Here is a 17,515-nt window from a genome sequence, read left to right on the forward strand (position 1 = left end):
GTACCATTATGCTTGGCAATGGCGACGGTGCTATCGGTTTGCGACCACCATCCAGCATAGAAGAAGGAATCGTGGTGTCGAGCGGCAATCCGCGTTGGCAGCATGGGAAAGCGAGTAGCCCAGGTGTTGGGGTAGATCGGCGTCGTGACACTTTGGGCATAAACGTTTCCGTTGAGACCAATGGTACCGGGTGCATTATCCAAGTACACCCCATAAGTTTCCGTGCTAATGGTGTTTTCATCAATGACGCTGTGGGTTACGGGATTGTCCACGCCGATGGCAATAATACCAGTCGGACCGTGGTCGGCCTCAACCTCTGGGTCAGGCTTGTTGCCATAAATCGTGTTTCCGATGATGGTGTTTGCACTCACGATGTCTCCCGGGGTATTGCTATGCAAAATCACACCGGGTAAAAAGTTGTCAAAAGCGGTATTGTTTAGCACCTGATTGCCACGGGCCACCGTATTGGGGGAATCGGCGGCGACCACGATACCCGCCGGACTTAAGCTAACTTTATTGCCAATAGCAACATTATCGATTACACCCTCACCCTCGTTATAGGCGGCGATAACGATGCCACACCCGGTACTATTGACGCTTATCGTGTTATCGCGGATGACATTGGCAAGAGAGGGGGCCGCTGTGCCCGCAGGGGCTGGTGCACCGGGATTGATGGTTCCGTTGTCGGCAAGACCAATGCCACCCCCGTTGTCGACAACGGTATTGTCGTAGATATCCCCGTCGGTCGTTCCCACTAACTCGATGGCTTTGTCCTCAGCAATCTTGCTATTCGCGACATTCTTCAGGCCGTTCTTGGTGACTATAAGATGACTCAGCACAACGTTGTCGCTGTTCTGGACAAATACGCCGTGGTTGTCGGCGTTCTCAATGGTAAGACCGGAAATCTGAGTACCGTTGGCTCCTGATCCCGAAATAACGATGCCGTTCGATTGGCCGCTTGCATCTAAAATGGTATTGGAGGCGTTTCCGGACATTGCAGCATCTGCCACAATTCGTACGGTATCGGTAATGTTGACGCTCTCTTTATACGTTCCGGGCTCTAAAACGATCGTGCCTCCTGAAGCGACCTCTAACTGAGCTTGGGAAATGGTTGCATACGGAGCTGTAGAGCTACCTGTCCCGGTAGTGTTGCTCCCCGATGGGCTCACAAATACAATCGAAGATTGGCTAGCCGCCATGACGGAAGGCGATGCCAACAGGGTTAGGCCGGTCAAGGCGACAGCCGATAGTAAGGGATACATACGCTTCATCGAGAGACTCTCCTTCAAATTGTTAATTCACATTGTTTGGCGCTGAGACGACATGGTGGTTTACCGAAAAAATCCGATAGAACCTCGAGGATCGGTAACGCGTTGTCAGCCTCAACGTACTGTTAATTATGCCAGAGTGCCGTCAGGAGAGAGTCTCAACCAAGTCTCATGCGTAGTCCGTTACGCTCGCTCATGGACAAAGTGAGCAAACTCTTCCATGGCCCGAGAGAGGTGACGATGGAAGGTTGCCCGGCTAACGTTCCATTGCTCGGCCAGTGCCACTCGAGTAGCCAGAGTAGGTTCGATGTAGCTTTCACGAATGAGAGTAGCCGCTGCGCTTGCATGCGGTTTGTTCGCAAACTCTCTAAGCGTTTGCTGCAAGAGGCCCCGCAGTTGTTCCGCCGAAAGGGCCAGTTCCATGCTGTCTGCCAGTTGCTGCAAGCGGCCAGTATCGTAGTATGCGCTTAGAAGGGCGCGTAAATTCTTTGCCGTTACCGACTTCAATACGGCAAGTGGATCGGCCAGTGTAACACCGGTCATTCGTGCCGCCCAACGGGGAATATGCTCATACCGTAAATCTAGGCTGTAGAGCAACAAATCAGTCGCCGAAATGAGCGGGAACGGATATGCTACCCATCCTAACTTCTCGAGTAGCAGTTTAAATCGCGGATCAAGCACCATACCGAGCGTTCGGCGGCCGCTTGAGGATTCCAGGGTATAGCGGAGCACAGTGCCGGTAAGTAGAGGCACGGAGAATATCTTGTGTTGCGTCCTGACCCCCACCATGGTCACCAATTGGGTATCATCGGGCCGGGAAAAATCGACCTCGAGATGAGGATGCGACGCCAGTCGGGCCATAATATCTGGAACAAATACGCTTAAGATATCGAAGGTCTCATGGGTGACCGGCAGAAGGCAAATCGTCGCCACAGCGTGACCCGAGGGGTCGCGTACCATGCGGATCGTGTGGGGCATTTTGTCCGCCACGACATCTAACAATGTAGCTTGCTGAGCTACACTCATGGGAATGGCAGGACGGGCCCATTCATTAAGGCACTGGACAGCGTCAAACCGATCCGCGGGTTCATACGGGACAATTTCAAGTCCCATCGAGTCCTCGTAAAGATCTGCATAATCGCGCCACGGCTCCAAGTCTCGGCCTACAAGGCGCACTAGGTCATGGGCTAGCCTGCCGTTCTCACGACTATTGGGTGTCTGATGCCACGAACGGGCGAGTTCTCCGATGACCTTGCGCCGCAGGCGATGAAAAGCCTCCGGTTGGCACCGGCGAAATTCACGCAAAATCTCCCCGGCGGCGACATCATGCAGGCCTAGTCCGCTGGGGGTGTCCTTCACAAAAGACAAGGTAGCCAACTGTCGATAGCTCTCTTCCGACAACGGTTGGTCGATAACCGCGTTGAGGAAGTCTAAATGGGCGTGTGACACAAGACACAATACATTGATTGCCTCACGCCAATGGGTGTGCAGCACTTCTTTCAAAAGCGACGCTGAAAAGGCTTGCTGTGCTATCCGCACCCCGTCGCCTAAAGCGCCGCGCTGGAATAAGTCAGCATAGATCGCTAGTGTTAGGGGTATCTGACCCACGTTAACCATTTCCGCGTTGAAGGGAACCCCGCGGCGATTAAGAAAGGTGGTCGCCTCGTCTATGGTGAACGGAGTCAGCGCCCATTCCTCCACGCGCCCGACCCAGTCCAGGTCTAACCGCCATTCCATGAGGGACGACTTGCGCTCACATACCAAAATGAGGAGATTGGAGGCGGGGCCCATGGAAAAGAAGTTGCGGCGAAGCCATCCACTCAAATCACGGAGTGCTTCAAAGTTGTCGATACCGAGAACCCACTTGGTGTCCACGATGGGGGATTGCATCCATTGCAAAAAAATTGCAGGAAAATTCCGTGTTACCCCATCTGGGGTTTCGACACAGGCTCGCCCATCGATCCATGTTGCGTGGGCGCCGCTTTCCTCAGCATCGTGCAATAAGACGTTCAAGAGGGTAGACTTCCCAATGCCCCCTAATCCCGTTATGTCGACCATTGTTGTTGGGGCTGTTTCCATCCCAAGCCAACGCGAAAGTCGTTGACGTTCAATATCGCGCCCGACAAAGGTTAGGTTACGATTTCGTGCCCCGATTGTCCTAAGGCTTGTTGCCAATCGATTTACACTTCCTTGAATCCACTTCCTAAGATACGCAAACATTCGACAATCAGTATTAAATTCCTGCCAGTCTTATATGTTCTGGCGGGGTGTTCGCGAGACCTTGATACCCGTCCGGTCTTTCAAGACACGGGCGCGTGGTTTTAGGTCCCTCCATCTGGTGCCTATTGATCCATCACCGTAGGGAGGTAAAGACCGCTCGGACAAAGACTAATAGCGGTGGGTGCGTTGCCTAGGTATTCGTTGGCAGGTGTCACCCCTTGTACCTTTCGCGGTATCTAGAGGTTAGAAGCCTCTGAGACACAAATGAGACTCGATGGTCGCGCAAGATTGATAAACTCACAAGAAGGAAGAAGGTGGGGCATTAATACTTGTCGTGATGTGGGGAGCCGTCTTAAGTACGGTTAGCTCGACGACCCAGATGCCGCATCTGATTATTGAGTCGCCCTCAACGGAATGAAATTGAAGGAGTAAACCATGGCTGATAGCCACAAACCGTCTCTCATCAGAGAGCTTCTCGACGTCACGAACTCACGTACGTCTGTTCTCTTTGCGTCTTCGCTGGTCGTGCCCATGGCCGCGTTTATGTTATATCCTTTCCTAATCATCTATTTCACCCACGTGCTGAGGCTCAATGCCGCAGAAGCTGGATTACTACTATCCGTGCGATTCCTGTCAAGTGGCGTTTTGGGATTTTTAGGCGGGTTTGCAGCGGATCGCATTGGCTTGGGTCGGACGTACGTAATGGCTGGTGTGTTAACTGGGTTAACGGTATTGGCTATGAGTGAGGAGACCCATGTGTGGCCGTTGGCCGGCTTGCTGGTAATATTGGGAGTCGCATCCTCCACTGTCAATGCCGCTGCCCGCGGACTTGCCAATAGCCAAGTTGATTCGCATCACCGAGGAACGGTACAGAATTTAATTCATTGGCTAAACAATGTGGGCATGGCCGCAGCGCTTCCTCTGTCAGCGTTTGCGCTCAGAGGCGGGTATTCTCGGATTCCCTTTGATGTGACCGCGGGGGGGTACATCGGCATCGCTTTACTCATGGCCACTATCTTTTGGAGAAAAAAGACGGCCGACGGCGCCAGCGCTGGTCCGGTTACACACGCTAACGGTCCATGGGCCATTCTGCGCCGGGACCCGGCCTTTGCATGGTTGCTGGTGAGCTTTTTTCTGGTCGTGGCGACGGAAATGCAATTTGAATCTGGAGTCCCCTTGGATTTGTCTTACCACTTCCCCCATGGTGCTCAGTTGTATGGAGTTTTGGGGGCACTTGACATGGTTGTCGTGTTCGTCCTTCAACTGGGTGTGAGTCACTGGCTCGCGAGGAAAAAGTCACCGTGGCCCGGCTACATCGGCATGCTGGCCGTGGGCGGCTTAGTGATTGGTGGAATTTGGCAGACCGTGCCCGGGTGGACCATTGCAATCATCCTGCTGGGAATTGGCGATGTGTTCGCTTTTGGCCAAATCTTTGCTTTGATGGGAGTGATGCCGAGCCCCGGACAGCAAGGTCAGTATTTTAGTCTATTCACGATGGTTCAAGGAATCGGAACCTTTATTGCCTATGCGGCGAGTGGGGCTGTCTATCAAGCGCTACACCCGGTCTGGCTCTTCGGGTTGACGATTCCGGTCGCTCTACTGGCGACGTTATCGTTTCGGAATGCGAAGACGTTGTTTCAGCAACGACCCGAAGACTCCTCCCGGGATGCTGGATAGCCGCGGGACGGACGAGTTCTTGCTTTTTGGGGTCCGAACGGCATTGGTTCTTCTGCTATACATCAAGAACACGTGGACGATCTTTTCAAAGCGCCGATGGCGATCGCGGTTGCAATGGAGGTTATACCTTGGCGTCGAAGATCACGAGTAATCTCTTGTGCGAATTCACTCAAGCAGTGCGCGGAGATGTTCTGTTACCGGAAGATCCCGATTACGAGATATCGCGAGCGGTATGGAACCGTCACCCGGTCCGAAGACCTGCTATCATTGTCCGCCCTAAAGGAATTCAAGATGTAGTGTACGCGGTGAAATTCGCTCGTTCGCATCAACTTCCCATCTCGGTGAAAAGTGGTGGTCACCATGTGGCGGGACTCGGTGTGGGCGACGACTGCCTCACGGTGGATCTTTCCTGGATGCGGTCTGTTGTAGTAAATCGAGGAGATCAAACGGCTATGGTGGCGGGAGGCGCCACCGCTGCAGACGTCATCCACAAAACTCAATTGCATGGTCTCGCGATACCCACTGGGAACATCGGTCAGGTGGGTATGGCTGCACTGGCCATGGGCGGCGGTATGGGATTCCTCCGCCGTCGGTACGGTCTTACCTGCGACTTTTTGGAATCCGCAGAAGTGGTGCTGGCCGACGGGACTGTCGCCTACGTGGACGCCGACCGTCACCCCGACCTCTTTTGGGCTATCCGTGGTGGCGGGGGTAACTTTGGCATCGCTACCGCACTGCACTTTCGGCTGGTAGAGGTCGGTCCCATGGTGGCCGGTATCCACACGTTCTATTCGTTCGCCGATGCTAAAGCCGTGCTCGCCGGGTGTCGGGATTTTCTCGCTGCGTGTGGCCCCGCTGTGAGCATCAATATTGATATTATGTCCATGCCACGGTTTCCAGAACTTCCCCCTTTTCTTTCCGGGCAGACAGTGATCGTGGTGAGCGGTATGCACGCTGGCCGCGATCTTGACGACGCCCTGTCGACCATACGTCCGCTCCGCATTCTAGCGGAACCACTTGCAGACATGACCGGGGCTATGACTTATACGGCACTGCACTCTATATTAGACGGCATGTTGCCTAAGGAGCATTTTGGCCATGTGGAGTCACTTTACGCCAAAACCTTCACGGATACTTTAATTGACGAAGTCATCCAAATCATGACTTCGGCTCATCCTGGGCAAATGCTCATGCTGTGGCCGCTTGGCGGTAAAATGGCTGAAATTCCTGCCGGCGCGACCGCTTTCGGGGACCGCGGTGCAGGCCTTATAGTGATGCTGGAATCGAGTTGGGAGCATCGTTCTCAGGCACCTGCTGGCATAGCCTGGGTACAGCAAGCACGAGCATCGTTGGCTCATCATGCGTTTAATGGCGGCACGTACCTCAACGTGACCAATCCAACAACCCCAGAAGCCGAACACGTCATTCGGGCCACGTATGGGTCGAACTATCCGCGCCTGCTGCATCTCAAGAAAACATACGATCCAGACAATCTGTTTCGCTTCAACGCAAATATCAACCCTAATCAAGCATAATTCCATGCGCAACAAATGGCTTCTATCGTTCAGTGACGGGAAATCTATTGCAGTCCCTGGAGCACATGTTCCACGCCCCCAAGAACGGGTCGCGCAAAAGTTTTGATGAAATGGGTCCTCAAAAAAGAGGCTCTATGCAAGAGGTGAAGGGTATTTCGAGGACCCTCCAGTATGGCTGTTAACGTGGCGTTGATCCTGTCTGCAGCGGCCTTAAATGGTCGAATGCCAGTATCCGGTCCATGCCGCACGGCAGTAGGATCGACAGACGCGGCTTAAGGACCCCATTTCCTGAATTTTGGGCACTGTCGTGCCTAGAGGACAAGAGCCAGACGTATCATATCGCGGCATAAGATGCCATGTTCATAAATTGGCTTTGAATAATGGAGGGTAAAGAAGTCACGGTCGACGCCGACAATTCGAAATCCACACTTTTGATACAGCGCTAATGGTCCGATACTGGAGTTCCCGGTGCCCAGTTCTACAGTGCGATATCCTCTCTGGCGCGCCATGTGAATGGCATGCAGTAGTATGTCTCTCCCAAGCCCTTGGCCTTCTTCAGATTCTTTTACCGCGATGCTGACGATCTCCCCCGTGAGCGGGCGAGTGTCGATGAGGACATACTCTGCTATCGTCTCATCATTCCTCTCAGCGATAAAACAGCCACCTCGACTCATATAACTGTTGATAAGTTCGTGCGATGGGTCAGCCCGAAGCAAGAGCTCCATCGGCCATGGTTCGTTTAATCTTAGAGGTCGAATCGTGACGTTGTCCATGAGACGTGCCTCCTTTCGGTGTGGCAACGTAATCGGGAATTGGGGACGGGCCAAAAACGCCGGTCAGATTCGGGCTATTTTTGGACCAACCCCCAAACGTTGCCGAATGGGTCTTTCAATTGGCATATCCACACGTTATCCACTCCTAAAATGGGCCCACGAAAGAGCGTGCACCCATGCGATATAAAGTGTTGGATGGTGTCACTAATGTCTTTTACTCGCCAATAGGCCACTTGACCGGCTACCCCGGGGCTGGTTTTGTCATCGCTAGGATGAAGGCCCACGGTGATATTCGCGAAATCAAATGCACAATAGCCAGCGTCATCAAATATGGGATCTTGTCCGAGAAGATGGGCGTACCACGATTTGGCCTGAGAGACATCAGGAACAAAAAAGAGTATTTCATCAATCCCTAAAATTCCGTCCATGCCATTTCCTCCGCCTAAAGCTTCTATCGATACGGTGCCCCTTTTTTCGGTCGTTTACTGTGTCATGAGTCCTTCGTGAAGAAGGTGAAACGCTTCATCGAGCTTAACGGGAGCAATTTTTTCATAGGCGTCGCCGACACTGATTTCAAAGGAGCATTCGCCGTCGTTCACACGATGGAGTGCTCCCGTAAAGCCGATATCGGTCATCTGATAGAGGTGCTTCAGCACTGGTTCGACCATAGCTCGAGCGTGCTGAAAATGCACGTGAAACATATTGGTCTGTGGGATGAGCGGTCGTGTTACGACCGTCGGAAGATGGTTAAATCGTTGAGCCAAGGATTGGGCGCCGGCCCAATATTGGGCCATTTTATTTATTCTTGTCTCAAAATAATAGTCAGCCGCGACAGTATAGGGATAAAGGCTAATGAGATCCCCGCCATGTCGGCGTTTCCATATCTTTGCTTCCTGAATAAAATCGGTCTCGCCAGCTAAAATAGCGCCGGCCACTCCTCCTATGCCCTTATAGAACGAAATATAGACACTATCAAATAGACTGGCGATGTCGGCAGCGCTCTTTTGATAATAGGGTAGGGTTTCGTAGAGGCGGGCTCCATCCAAATGACGTTTGATGCCGTGGTCTTGACAATATTGAGATTGCGCCACCAGATCTTGGTACGCGGGGAGCACGCCACCGATTTCGCGTTGCGGTAATTCCAAAAGGAGTGCGGCAACGGGGCTATCCATGCTTTGGAGGTCTTCTAAGGTGATGAGGCGGTCTCGATTTCCGATAAGAAGGGACTCGACACGATGTAATTTTTTCAGACCATCTTGTTCATGGATTTCTAAATGACAAAGAGGATGATAAGCGACGCGAGCCAAATTAGCGCGATCGCACCAAATACGCAAGGCAATTTGCTGGGCCATGGTTCCACTCGGAAAAAAGGCAGCCGCTTCTTTACCGAGATAGGTCGCCATTTTCTCTTCGAAGGACTCAATCAGAAGACCGGTGCCATACAGATCCGCTTCACTCTCCTCTGGTGGAACCGCCAAAAGAGCTTCTTGTAGCAGTGAGACCGTTCTAATCCCATGACCAGACAGTCTCTGGGTCGTCCGTTGGAACGCTTCTTTTAGGATGGTGTCGTCCATAATGATCACTCCGTTCGCGATGGATTGCAAAACCACCTTGACTGGTTGTAGTGAGGTTGTCAATGCCTCTAGGGGGAATCGGGGGTCAACGGTCCATTGGTGGACGGGTTTCCTGGGGATAAGGATGCCGATCGAAATCTCGAAAGAGCATTCCATATAATAGTGTGGAGGCAAGTTGTAGTCCGCCTGCAAGGAAAAATGGTACACCAAAAAGATTTTCCGATAATAGGTATCCGGCCACTGTTGGGCCAATAGCAGAGGCCATACGCATACTGAGCGAGTTGATGCTAATGGCGAATCCTCGACGCTGATTGCGTGTGAGGCTGGTGCTGAGGGCGGAGCGGGATCCTTGGGTACTACGACTAAATGCCGAGCGTAAGATGTATAGGATGGAGGCGATGGTAAATGTGGGAGAAAATGGCAATAGAACGATTAGCCCAACACCGATGAGCTGCAACATGACGACGGATTTGACCATACCAAGCCGCGTGGCCAGATGACCAGCAAACAATGATGACAGTCCTGCGATTAAAAGCGAAAGAGATAAGGTGGTTCCGATCGCCAGCGACGAGGCATGGAATCGAGCGCTAAACCAATAGGCCATCATGGGACCGAAAAACCCGATAGCTAAACCGTTGAGAATATTGACGAAAGCGAGCTTGGTGAGATTGCGGTTTTCGGTTTGGCGTGCGTTGTGTTCCTCTTTTCGCACAGTGTTGAGTGCGGGTAGCGGTTCCCGTCGATCGGAAGGAATGGCGAGAATGATGGCTACGGTAATGGCCGAAAAGAGAGCGATCAATAAGAATAACGGGCGAAAGCGGAGAGAGCCCGGAAATTCAAACTGCCACAAGTGGGGCAACCCTGCGATGAGGGCACCCAAGGCCATTCCGAAGAATCCGATGGCACTATTGATACTGAGCACTTGACTGCGTCGTTGCGGCGGAATATGGTCCACCATCCAGGCTTGCTCGGCGGGTGTAAACGGGCCGGCCGCCCCATTTTGTCCACGACCAAATCCGGTAAAGAGAATAATCGTCGTGAGCAGTAACGGGTTGGCAGTGACAGTCATTAAGAGGGCAGAAAGGCAAATTAGGCTTTCATACGTGATGAGGAAAGGTTTTCGTCCGACGCGATCACTGGCATACCCGATACCTAACATCAGAATCGACCCGATGACCGCAGCGCCCGTCAGTACTCCCCCAATGGCGGGTGCACTCCACGAAAGGCTTTTTAAGTATAGTGTCAGGTCAACAACCGCGATCCCTTGTCCGATACTGCGGATGGCGCGTCCTATCTGCAACAGTTGCACCGTTTTATCCCTGCCGAAAATGTGCATCACGATGGCCGCCCTCTTTAATTTAATTACCTAACATTATAGTTTATATAACCAACTTAATAATAAGAATAGAGATACATATCCGGATAAATTGTGGCGGTCAAAAGTAGGGGATTCCGTTGACACGGACTGACGATGGACAGGTTCCACTTTGGATGGATTCACACAACATCGCGGGCCACTTTCCGAAAACCCAATCACCGAGATATTCTCCAAATAAGGGAATATCTCGGTAATTATCTTGTCACGAAGATTAGTGACGGGACCGTGTGGATAAAAGAGCGCCCATTGAAGTAATCGCAGCCATAATGGCTAATATAGAAATGGCGAGGATGGTGCGGTCGTACGTACATCCGCTTGCGACAGACGCATTGCAGGCTGAATAGGTATGTAAGGTCCAAAATGCAAATACAGCTGCGACAAGGAGCACTACCCCGGTGAATAATCCAGCCATAAAACGCATGGCGGTATCCTTCTTTCGTCGGAGATTCGTTAAGCATACGTCAGATTCTCAGCGGCGCTGAGAATGCTACTGACATTCTACCAAAAAATCTCTGCCGTGTTTTTGCTCTCGCACGCCTTGAAAGGCGGCGCTATCCGTTAAGGCGACACGAACCACACCGGTCCTTACTATGGCCGCGTGTGGTTCGTGCTTCAGGTATCCGCTAGGACGGCGTACCCAGGTCCTTAGAAAGAAGTTGATAGATGGCACTATTGGCATAGCCTACTTGCCAAAGGGCAATACCAGCCAAGTGAGACTTTTTCGCATAGGCGATTTTTTCACTGATGCCCTTGCGGTTTTCCCACCACAAGGTATCGCCATTGATGGTCGCTGTCATTTCTTGATACCGGGGATTCCATGTGGCGTGCGATTTTTGTGCCGCCGTGAGCATGTCGTAAGGGATGGTGACCGCGTGAGTACTTCCCTTAGCCCATGAATATCCGTATAGCGCCACGCCTAGGTCGATTTTCGATGGTGGCACCAGTTTCGTCAGTCGGGAGGAGACGCTTTGCACCCAGTTCATGGCGGCAACGGGCCCTGCGGGAGTACCGTCCGAGTGTTCATCGTAACTCATCAGAACAAACTGATTGAGCTCGGGCGCCAATTTCGCATAGTCATAGGCACCGCCTGAGTGAGGTACGATATCCATGGTGATCGTATCACTCTTTGGTAGGGTATCTCGCAACTGCACGGCAAATGCCGTGAGTTCGGACTTTAGGCTGACGTGCGGGGGTTCAAAGTCAATATTGACTCCCTGATAATGACCTGCCGCGATCATGTGGTCAATATTTTGCACAGCTGCTGAGCGAGTCGCTTTACTCGTCAGAAAGGTTTGCTGTCCGGTGGCGTCGTTGACTAGTGGCGTGATAGCCAAGTGTAACTTGTGCGCTTCGGCTAAAAGTGCTGGGTCTACTTTGGATGTCAGCGCGCCGGTGGCGGTGACAGAATACCAGAGTGGTGATATGGCAGTGAGAGTGTGGTTGCTTGCGCTAAGGCTGGTGACCGGGGCGGCTTTGTGGTGTGCCCAAAATCCCAGAACGACAAGTTTGCCGCTGCCCGCCGTCTTATTCGTGCTCGCGCGTACGACATGCGTTGATTTACCATTTGATCGCTTGCTGGACACGGTCCCGTGGTGATTGTGACCAAGAGAAGCTTGCCCGATAGAACCGCACCCCGCGAGCGTACAGGCTGTAAGTATCAAAAGGCCATAAGTTGTCTGTTTGATCATGCTTTTCACCTCAACGTGAGTGTGTGCACATCGAGTAAAACCATACCTGGAGGTGAGCGGAAGAAATGGTCGGAATGCTCAGCCCGTAGGGCGGTGAAAGAATGTAAGACAACCATCGGGGGGTGTTCAGCGCTTATCGCATTTTCATGCGTCACTGGAAGTCGCGGCAGGAATCGGTAATCTTAGACCACGCTAGAATGTTATTTGGCGGAGGCAATTTTCAAGGAAGCTTTTGATACGGTATTTGAGACCACGACGTAGTCCCACATGCCCATCTGGGCATGGGTTGGAACCCCGCAAGCGAGGGCATAGCGACCAGCTTGATTGGCAATGAAATGGAAGGATACATGGACGCCATCGTTGGTGCCCTCATTAGGATTGGGTGTGAAAGCACCGGGGAATGCTACTAACGACGGTGAAATGATCGAAAGACCGATATCCTTCATTGGGACAATCATGGCGGAATGGCTCAGGGTGTCGTCGGTGTTGGAAAAATCTACGGTGACTTTCCAGCCGCGCGGTATGGTAATGGTCATAGTTCCGTCTCCGTATCCGTCGAAGTTCATGTCGTCATTGTTTCCGTACTCGCCAGCATAGACATGCAATACGACGCTTTTTGTGGCGATGTTCTGCGAGAGATAATTTGTGGGATTGGTGGTGTTGATTTGATGCCAGCCACAGCCGGCTGCGAGCGTCAGGACCATGCCTAGTGACGCGGCAATGAGTGTTCGACGAATCCCTGCAGTCACTTGCGAAATCTCCTCTTTAAGCACGCGGTGCCCTTTTTGGGGGTGTTGCTTTGGCGCATAACCAGGTAACAGAGGAATCTTATCGCAATGTCTGCCAACGCACAATGATTTGTGCGGGTCGACTTCGGACGGAACGCTTGTTCCTCACTTTTTGTCATGCGGTTACCACTATCTGCGATCAAGAAAGGTATCCCGCCAGAGGTGGATAAACCGGTCCATCTGTCTTGCCGCGAAAAGGCTCATGCGAATAGGGTATACTCCCTGTGCAGGATACAGAAAGTGGCCTTCTGGACTAAGACCCCATTCTTCTAGCCACGGTTGGGAGATATCACGTTTCACGGACATGTTAAGAGACTTTTCTAGCAGTTGGAGTACGGTTGCTTCTCGAGACTGTGCATCTCGGGCATTTGGAAGATAAACAAATAGATGTTGACTTTCACTTCCCTGGTGAAAAAAGCCCGATTTCGATGGCCATGCCAAGGTGGGGAGATGGGATTTTTGGGCATGATACTGAAAGGCCCGAACGCTTTCTCGGATACGCTCACCCATGGTCATATCGACAGTGGGGTTGTCCCAATCGACAGCAATCCACGGTTGAGTGGGAATTTCCTGATTCTGTTGCGATCCATACCAGCCATCGGGGGAGACTATCTCGTCCCCGGGGGTACACCACTGAAACCGTCCATGATTCCCAACATGACCCCAGATGAGTTGCTCGACATCGGGCCATATACTGAACACCACTTCTTCACCGTACCGATCAATGAGCTTGGCCCAATGGTTATGGAGAAGGTTCGATTGTTCGCTCATGCTGGACCCGGAGTCAGTCTTGGGGCGAGTTCAATGACGTTACCAGATAAGTACATCGAGGCGGGATCGGCCAAAAAGGTGACGAGTCGCGCGACATCATGGCCGGTGGGCAGTCTTACCCGTGTTGTCGATTCACTTTGTACTTCTTTATCGCCATCGCGAATATCGCTCGGGCAAATCATCGTACAAGAAATGCCGTGGGATTGCTCTTCTATGGCAATAGTTCTGGTCAGTGATGCGAGTCCTGATTTCGCGGCCGAATAGGCTCCCCGCAACTTCCAGCCTCTGGCCGAACCTGCTCCCACATACCCGATATTGATAATGGCTCCCCCGCCTTGTTGGCGCATAATGGGAATGGCATGCCGGCTTAATTCATAAGCCAAGGTCAGGTTGCTCTCCACAATGAAATTCCAATCATCTCGATCGGTCTCAGCGACCCGAGGGTAGTCCCATAGATAAGGTCCGACATTATTGACGAGGACATCAATCCGGTGCCAATTAGCCATCACCTGGCGAATCCACTGGTAGGGTGCGTGGGCATCATGCAAATCCCAGACAAAGGATTCTACACGATCGGGAGGCTCGACGTCGGCCTGAGTTGTGGATGCCGATATTTGGTAGCCTTGGGTTATGAGGGCACCGGTAATTGCCCATCCAATGCCATGTAGGCCAGCACTGACCATGGCAACTCGGGTCATAAGGGAGGTCTCCTTTACGGGATGTGATGGTGACAATGAGGTAAGCGATAGGTTCATGATATCAGCATGAGCCATGGGCAGCAACGGTTCGGATGAGAGGCACCTTACCCGAAGCAGTGCCATAGGATGAAGTCTCAGAGGTGGGACGCATGCAGGCAGATTGGAGTTTACAGGTCGGGCACGATGAATTGGTCTATGAATCTCTTATTGTCGATGCCTGTTATCAAACCGGGCTCTACGCGCAACTACGCAGAGGGGTCTCTTTGGAGGAGCTCATCGGCGACTACAATCCCCGCGTGGTGCTCCCCCTAGTAGAGACTTTAACATCCTGTAACGTGGTGCAGTGCATCTCCGGGAAGCTTTACTGGGCAGATGGGCATTTGGTCGAAACGCGCTTAGCTCGCGCTCAACAAATTCGTCATTGGCTCCAGCTTTCGCAATGCTTAGTCGAGGAGAATTGTACGATCTCTCCTGATACGGCCATTGGACTCCACGCCCTGGACGACAGCATTCCAGCACTTTTAGAGTGGCTCCGGGAGGTGATCGATTTCGCAGGCGATCAGCGGTGGCTTGATATTGGGGCCGGGACTGGGCGTCTTGGCATGGAGATTGCCTCGAGGGTGAAAGAGGTGACCTTGTGTGATCGTGCAGAGATTGCCCAAACATGGGGAGATGTTCCGAGGAATGTCACCATTCTCGCTCAGGATATTCGGCATGCAGAGATTACCGGATTCTATAACGGCATGTTGCTTTGCCGTGTTATTGAGACAATGGACCCGCAGGAATTAGGAAAACTTTTACGGGTATTGCGAGGGCATCTAGCGGAATCGGGCGCCATTTATATCATCGGATACTACGCGGGTGCTCCCCTAGAGGAATTCTTTTCACTCTATTTGGCCCTCTGCAGTCCCACGGCTCATCGCTACGGCACTCAGCAAATAGTGGACTTGGCAAAAGGTTGTGGATTTGGCCACGTATCGACCACGTCGCACGAAACTCTCAAATATCACCTTATCGCTCTGCAACCATAGGCCTTATAATATAGATAACCTGTGCGGAGGAGTTCGACTGACGCTCCGTGGTATTCCGGATTCGAGTCCCTGGTAAAGGAGTGGCATCGATGGCAGCACCCAAACCCCATGTACGAAAAGACATTATGGAAGCCGCGCTGGTGGAATTTGCGCAGGCGGGGTATGACCGCACCACGATGGATACGATTGCCGTACGCGCAGCGGTGGCCAAAGGGTCCCTCTACTATCACTTTGATTCCAAAGAATCCCTATTTCATGCCTTGTTCGAAGAACGAGCAGAACGCCTGGCGGAAGTGACCGAAGCCGCTATCAAGACCAGTCCTTGGGACGGCGTCATGCAATCTTGGGTTAACTTTTTTTGGCATGAGCAAGCGTTTTTAGAATTGTTTCTTAGTGAAGCATGGCGCAATCAGGAAAGAGAAAAACTGGTGCAGCGATTTCTCCAACGCATCGTCGCTCCCCTGATTCCCTTTTTTCACCGGAGTGAGCAAGACGCTGAAGTGTTAGGGTACTCCTTGTTTGGGGCCATAGCGGTCCCTTCACTACACGTGTTGAAAGACCCCGAACCTGATCGAACGTCGCTGGATCGTTTGGTCCTAACGTTATCGGGATGGCTTAAGCAGCAGATGCAGTAGCTAGGGTCTTTTTTTTGTTCTATAGTTATATTGACCAGTCAGTATATGGAGGCAAGCGGGATGGTGAATGTTTTTCGAAGCAAAAAAGGGTGGATCAGTGTGATTGCGGTGGCCTCGGTACCGCTTCTGTATAGCGCGGCATATTTAGCGGCTTTTTGGAACCCCTATGGTCACCTTGAATCGATTCCGGTGGCTTTAGTCAATCATGATCCGGGACAGATAACTCATGACGAGATCCAGGAGTTGTCCAAAGAGATTCATATTAAAGAGGCCACGTCTCAAGAAGCTCGACAGTGGCTCGAAAACGGCAAGGTGGGCCTGGTGATCATGCAGAGCCCCCCGTTTCATCCGCGACTCGCGAATTCAGTAAGCGCTGTCATCTCAAGGAAGCCAGTCGTACGGAAGACCATCCCACGGGAGTCCCTTGGGTCTGTTATGACGGATTAACGCTTAACGATGTCATCGTCTGTGCCCAATCTCATAGCGCTCTGACTCCAGGGACCACCCGTTTTTTAATTACGGACCGTATTCTAGGGTTGAATATCCCATTACAACTACTGCAAGACGCACAGCAACCGGACCTCGTACGATACGACCAGGCCGTGTTGGCAGGTCGTCGCTATGCCGAATCCGTCATAGTAGCCTACCGTGTAGATGCCCCCCGAGACTAGACGGTACCATACTGAAAATAGCGGCGCAATTGCCGAGCCCACGATTGGACTACTCGATTCCACGGTTCGCCACGCCATCCCAAATACAACGGGCGGGTGGGCCACTGAAGAGGCGGTACGGCATAAATGGCTACCTCCGCTGCTTCGACCGCCGCCTTGACGTGCGAATAGGCCAACACCGAAAACCCGACGCCGAAGCGAATCAAGGGCAAAATCCCTAGCGAGTGATCGACCGCCATCACCTCGCGTAGTTGGGCTACACCGGCCGCTGCGCAAATTTCGCGTACGAGGGTCCAGTGGGGTCCGCTGGGTTCCATGGCGATGAAGGGGATGTCCCCTAAACTGCTGAGGGATGGTGGATCCGCCTGATACGTCAGCGGGCCGACTAATACCAAGGGATCTTCGGCAATGAGCAGGCAGTGCGACGTCGCGTGCCGCGTGAACGCGAGGTCCACGAGGCCGGTTTTCAACCACTGTTCGAGTTCTGGGGAGTGACCGGTGCGGATATCATATCGCCAACGATCATGCAGAATGCGCGGCGCTAAGCTATTGGCTAATGTCGTCGCAGCAAATGTCGGCGAAGCGCCAATGACACACACCGGCTCCGTCGCTTGTTGGGCCGCCCGGTGTCCTAATTCCAACGTGGCTAACGCGCTTTGGGCATACCGCCAGAAGACCATACCTTGCGCGGTGAGGCCGCCATGGCGACCCCATACGCGCTAACCTAACAGATCATTGACTCACTTTGGGGCCTTCTTTTACGTGGTCGCTCATGGAGTGCTTTCGTCCACGCCCGCGAGGCGAGGCA

General features: G+C 52.5%; 17 protein-coding genes. 5 read left to right on the plus strand and 12 right to left on the minus strand.

Annotated features, from left to right (window positions below; translation table 11 throughout):
• Together ACOJWD_RS10375 and ACOJWD_RS10380 are read right to left on the minus strand one after the other, a co-directional pair.
• Nucleotides 1–1,271: DUF1565 domain-containing protein (locus ACOJWD_RS10375; protein WP_486993160.1), on the minus strand; the 1,271-nt coding region annotated here is incomplete at its 3' end.
• A gap of 180 nt (nucleotides 1,272–1,451) precedes the next feature.
• Entirely contained in the window at nucleotides 1,452–3,443 is a 1,992-nt protein-coding gene (locus ACOJWD_RS10380) for a P-loop NTPase family protein (RefSeq protein ID WP_486993161.1), read from the minus strand.
• A gap of 480 nt (nucleotides 3,444–3,923) precedes the next feature.
• On the opposite strand from ACOJWD_RS10380, the gene ACOJWD_RS10385 reads away from it, so the two are divergent.
• Entirely contained in the window at nucleotides 3,924–5,165 is a 1,242-nt protein-coding gene (locus tag ACOJWD_RS10385; protein WP_486993162.1) for an MFS transporter, read from the plus strand.
• A 128-nt stretch (nucleotides 5,166–5,293) separates the two neighbouring features.
• Nucleotides 5,294–6,700 (plus strand): FAD-binding oxidoreductase, encoded by a 1,407-nt coding sequence (locus tag ACOJWD_RS10390; protein WP_486993163.1) that lies wholly within the window; start codon nucleotides 5,294–5,296, stop codon nucleotides 6,698–6,700.
• 311 nt (nucleotides 6,701–7,011) lie between these two features.
• Here ACOJWD_RS10390 and ACOJWD_RS10395 read toward each other — a convergent pair whose 3' ends face one another.
• From ACOJWD_RS10395 to ACOJWD_RS10435, 9 genes are all read right to left on the minus strand, one after another.
• Complete coding sequence (locus tag ACOJWD_RS10395) at nucleotides 7,012–7,473, minus strand: GNAT family N-acetyltransferase (protein WP_486993164.1); 462 nt, start codon at nucleotides 7,471–7,473, stop codon at nucleotides 7,012–7,014.
• Nucleotides 7,474–7,547: 74 nt separating this feature from the next.
• Complete coding sequence (locus tag ACOJWD_RS10400; protein ID WP_486993165.1) at nucleotides 7,548–7,901, minus strand: VOC family protein; 354 nt, start codon at nucleotides 7,899–7,901, stop codon at nucleotides 7,548–7,550.
• A 54-nt stretch (nucleotides 7,902–7,955) separates the two neighbouring features.
• Complete coding sequence (locus ACOJWD_RS10405) at nucleotides 7,956–9,047, minus strand: threonine aldolase family protein (RefSeq protein WP_486993166.1); 1,092 nt, start codon at nucleotides 9,045–9,047, stop codon at nucleotides 7,956–7,958.
• Nucleotides 9,048–9,132: 85 nt separating this feature from the next.
• Complete coding sequence (locus tag ACOJWD_RS10410; RefSeq protein ID WP_486993176.1) at nucleotides 9,133–10,383, minus strand: MFS transporter; 1,251 nt, start codon at nucleotides 10,381–10,383, stop codon at nucleotides 9,133–9,135.
• Between the two features lie 253 nt (nucleotides 10,384–10,636).
• Entirely contained in the window at nucleotides 10,637–10,846 is a 210-nt protein-coding gene (locus ACOJWD_RS10415; protein ID WP_486993167.1) for a hypothetical protein, read from the minus strand.
• Nucleotides 10,847–11,048: 202 nt separating this feature from the next.
• The gene (locus ACOJWD_RS10420) at nucleotides 11,049–12,113 is read right to left on the minus strand and encodes a glycosyl hydrolase family 18 protein (RefSeq protein WP_486993168.1); all 1,065 of its coding nucleotides are present in this window, start codon (nucleotides 12,111–12,113) and stop codon (nucleotides 11,049–11,051) included.
• 200 nt (nucleotides 12,114–12,313) lie between these two features.
• The gene (locus ACOJWD_RS10425; protein ID WP_486993169.1) at nucleotides 12,314–12,862 is read right to left on the minus strand and encodes a sulfocyanin-like copper-binding protein; all 549 of its coding nucleotides are present in this window, start codon (nucleotides 12,860–12,862) and stop codon (nucleotides 12,314–12,316) included.
• A gap of 168 nt (nucleotides 12,863–13,030) precedes the next feature.
• The gene (locus ACOJWD_RS10430; RefSeq protein WP_486993170.1) at nucleotides 13,031–13,672 is read right to left on the minus strand and encodes a hypothetical protein; all 642 of its coding nucleotides are present in this window, start codon (nucleotides 13,670–13,672) and stop codon (nucleotides 13,031–13,033) included.
• Entirely contained in the window at nucleotides 13,669–14,370 is a 702-nt protein-coding gene (locus ACOJWD_RS10435; RefSeq protein WP_486993171.1) for an SDR family oxidoreductase, read from the minus strand. Before ACOJWD_RS10435 ends, ACOJWD_RS10430 begins: the two co-directional genes overlap by 4 nt.
• Before the next feature lie 149 nt (nucleotides 14,371–14,519).
• On the opposite strand from ACOJWD_RS10435, the gene ACOJWD_RS10440 reads away from it, so the two are divergent.
• The 3 genes from ACOJWD_RS10440 (at nucleotide 14,520) to ACOJWD_RS10450 (ending at nucleotide 16,483) form a co-directional block, all read left to right on the plus strand.
• On the plus strand, nucleotides 14,520–15,401 hold the full coding sequence (locus tag ACOJWD_RS10440; RefSeq protein WP_486993172.1) for an SAM-dependent methyltransferase: 882 nt from the start codon (nucleotides 14,520–14,522) through the stop codon (nucleotides 15,399–15,401).
• A gap of 89 nt (nucleotides 15,402–15,490) precedes the next feature.
• On the plus strand, nucleotides 15,491–16,036 hold the full coding sequence (locus tag ACOJWD_RS10445; protein WP_486993173.1) for a TetR/AcrR family transcriptional regulator: 546 nt from the start codon (nucleotides 15,491–15,493) through the stop codon (nucleotides 16,034–16,036).
• Between the two features lie 60 nt (nucleotides 16,037–16,096).
• Nucleotides 16,097–16,483 carry a YhgE/Pip domain-containing protein gene (locus ACOJWD_RS10450; protein ID WP_486993174.1) on the plus strand — a complete coding sequence of 129 codons (387 nt, stop codon included), beginning with the start codon at nucleotides 16,097–16,099 and terminating at the stop codon, nucleotides 16,481–16,483.
• Between the two features lie 220 nt (nucleotides 16,484–16,703).
• Here the strand turns inward: ACOJWD_RS10450 and ACOJWD_RS10455 are convergent, their stop codons facing one another.
• On the minus strand, nucleotides 16,704–17,387 hold the full coding sequence (locus tag ACOJWD_RS10455; RefSeq protein ID WP_486993175.1) for a LysR family transcriptional regulator substrate-binding protein: 684 nt from the start codon (nucleotides 17,385–17,387) through the stop codon (nucleotides 16,704–16,706).
• Between the last annotated feature and the right edge of the window lie 128 nt (nucleotides 17,388–17,515).

Source organism: Sulfobacillus sp. TH-112 (assembly GCF_057473405.1).

What these genes read in the sequence shown, in the direction of transcription:
- ACOJWD_RS10385 (WP_486993162.1), top strand. Translation starts at nt 3,924, where the DNA reads ATGGCTGATAGCCACAAACCGTCTCTCATCAGAGAGCTTCTCGACGTC.
- ACOJWD_RS10395 (WP_486993164.1), bottom strand. Translation starts at nt 7,473, where the DNA reads ATGGACAACGTCACGATTCGACCTCTAAGATTAAACGAACCATGGCCG.
- ACOJWD_RS10400 (WP_486993165.1), bottom strand. Translation starts at nt 7,901, where the DNA reads ATGGACGGAATTTTAGGGATTGATGAAATACTCTTTTTTGTTCCTGAT.
- ACOJWD_RS10405 (WP_486993166.1), bottom strand. Translation starts at nt 9,047, where the DNA reads ATGGACGACACCATCCTAAAAGAAGCGTTCCAACGGACGACCCAGAGA.
- ACOJWD_RS10410 (WP_486993176.1), bottom strand. Translation starts at nt 10,383, where the DNA reads ATGCACATTTTCGGCAGGGATAAAACGGTGCAACTGTTGCAGATAGGA.
- ACOJWD_RS10415 (WP_486993167.1), bottom strand. Translation starts at nt 10,846, where the DNA reads ATGCGTTTTATGGCTGGATTATTCACCGGGGTAGTGCTCCTTGTCGCA.
- ACOJWD_RS10420 (WP_486993168.1), bottom strand. Translation starts at nt 12,113, where the DNA reads ATGATCAAACAGACAACTTATGGCCTTTTGATACTTACAGCCTGTACG.
- ACOJWD_RS10430 (WP_486993170.1), bottom strand. Translation starts at nt 13,672, where the DNA reads ATGAGCGAACAATCGAACCTTCTCCATAACCATTGGGCCAAGCTCATT.
- ACOJWD_RS10435 (WP_486993171.1), bottom strand. Translation starts at nt 14,370, where the DNA reads ATGACCCGAGTTGCCATGGTCAGTGCTGGCCTACATGGCATTGGATGG.
- ACOJWD_RS10440 (WP_486993172.1), top strand. Translation starts at nt 14,520, where the DNA reads ATGCAGGCAGATTGGAGTTTACAGGTCGGGCACGATGAATTGGTCTAT.
- ACOJWD_RS10445 (WP_486993173.1), top strand. Translation starts at nt 15,491, where the DNA reads ATGGCAGCACCCAAACCCCATGTACGAAAAGACATTATGGAAGCCGCG.
- ACOJWD_RS10450 (WP_486993174.1), top strand. Translation starts at nt 16,097, where the DNA reads ATGGTGAATGTTTTTCGAAGCAAAAAAGGGTGGATCAGTGTGATTGCG.
- ACOJWD_RS10455 (WP_486993175.1), bottom strand. Translation starts at nt 17,387, where the DNA reads ATGGTCTTCTGGCGGTATGCCCAAAGCGCGTTAGCCACGTTGGAATTA.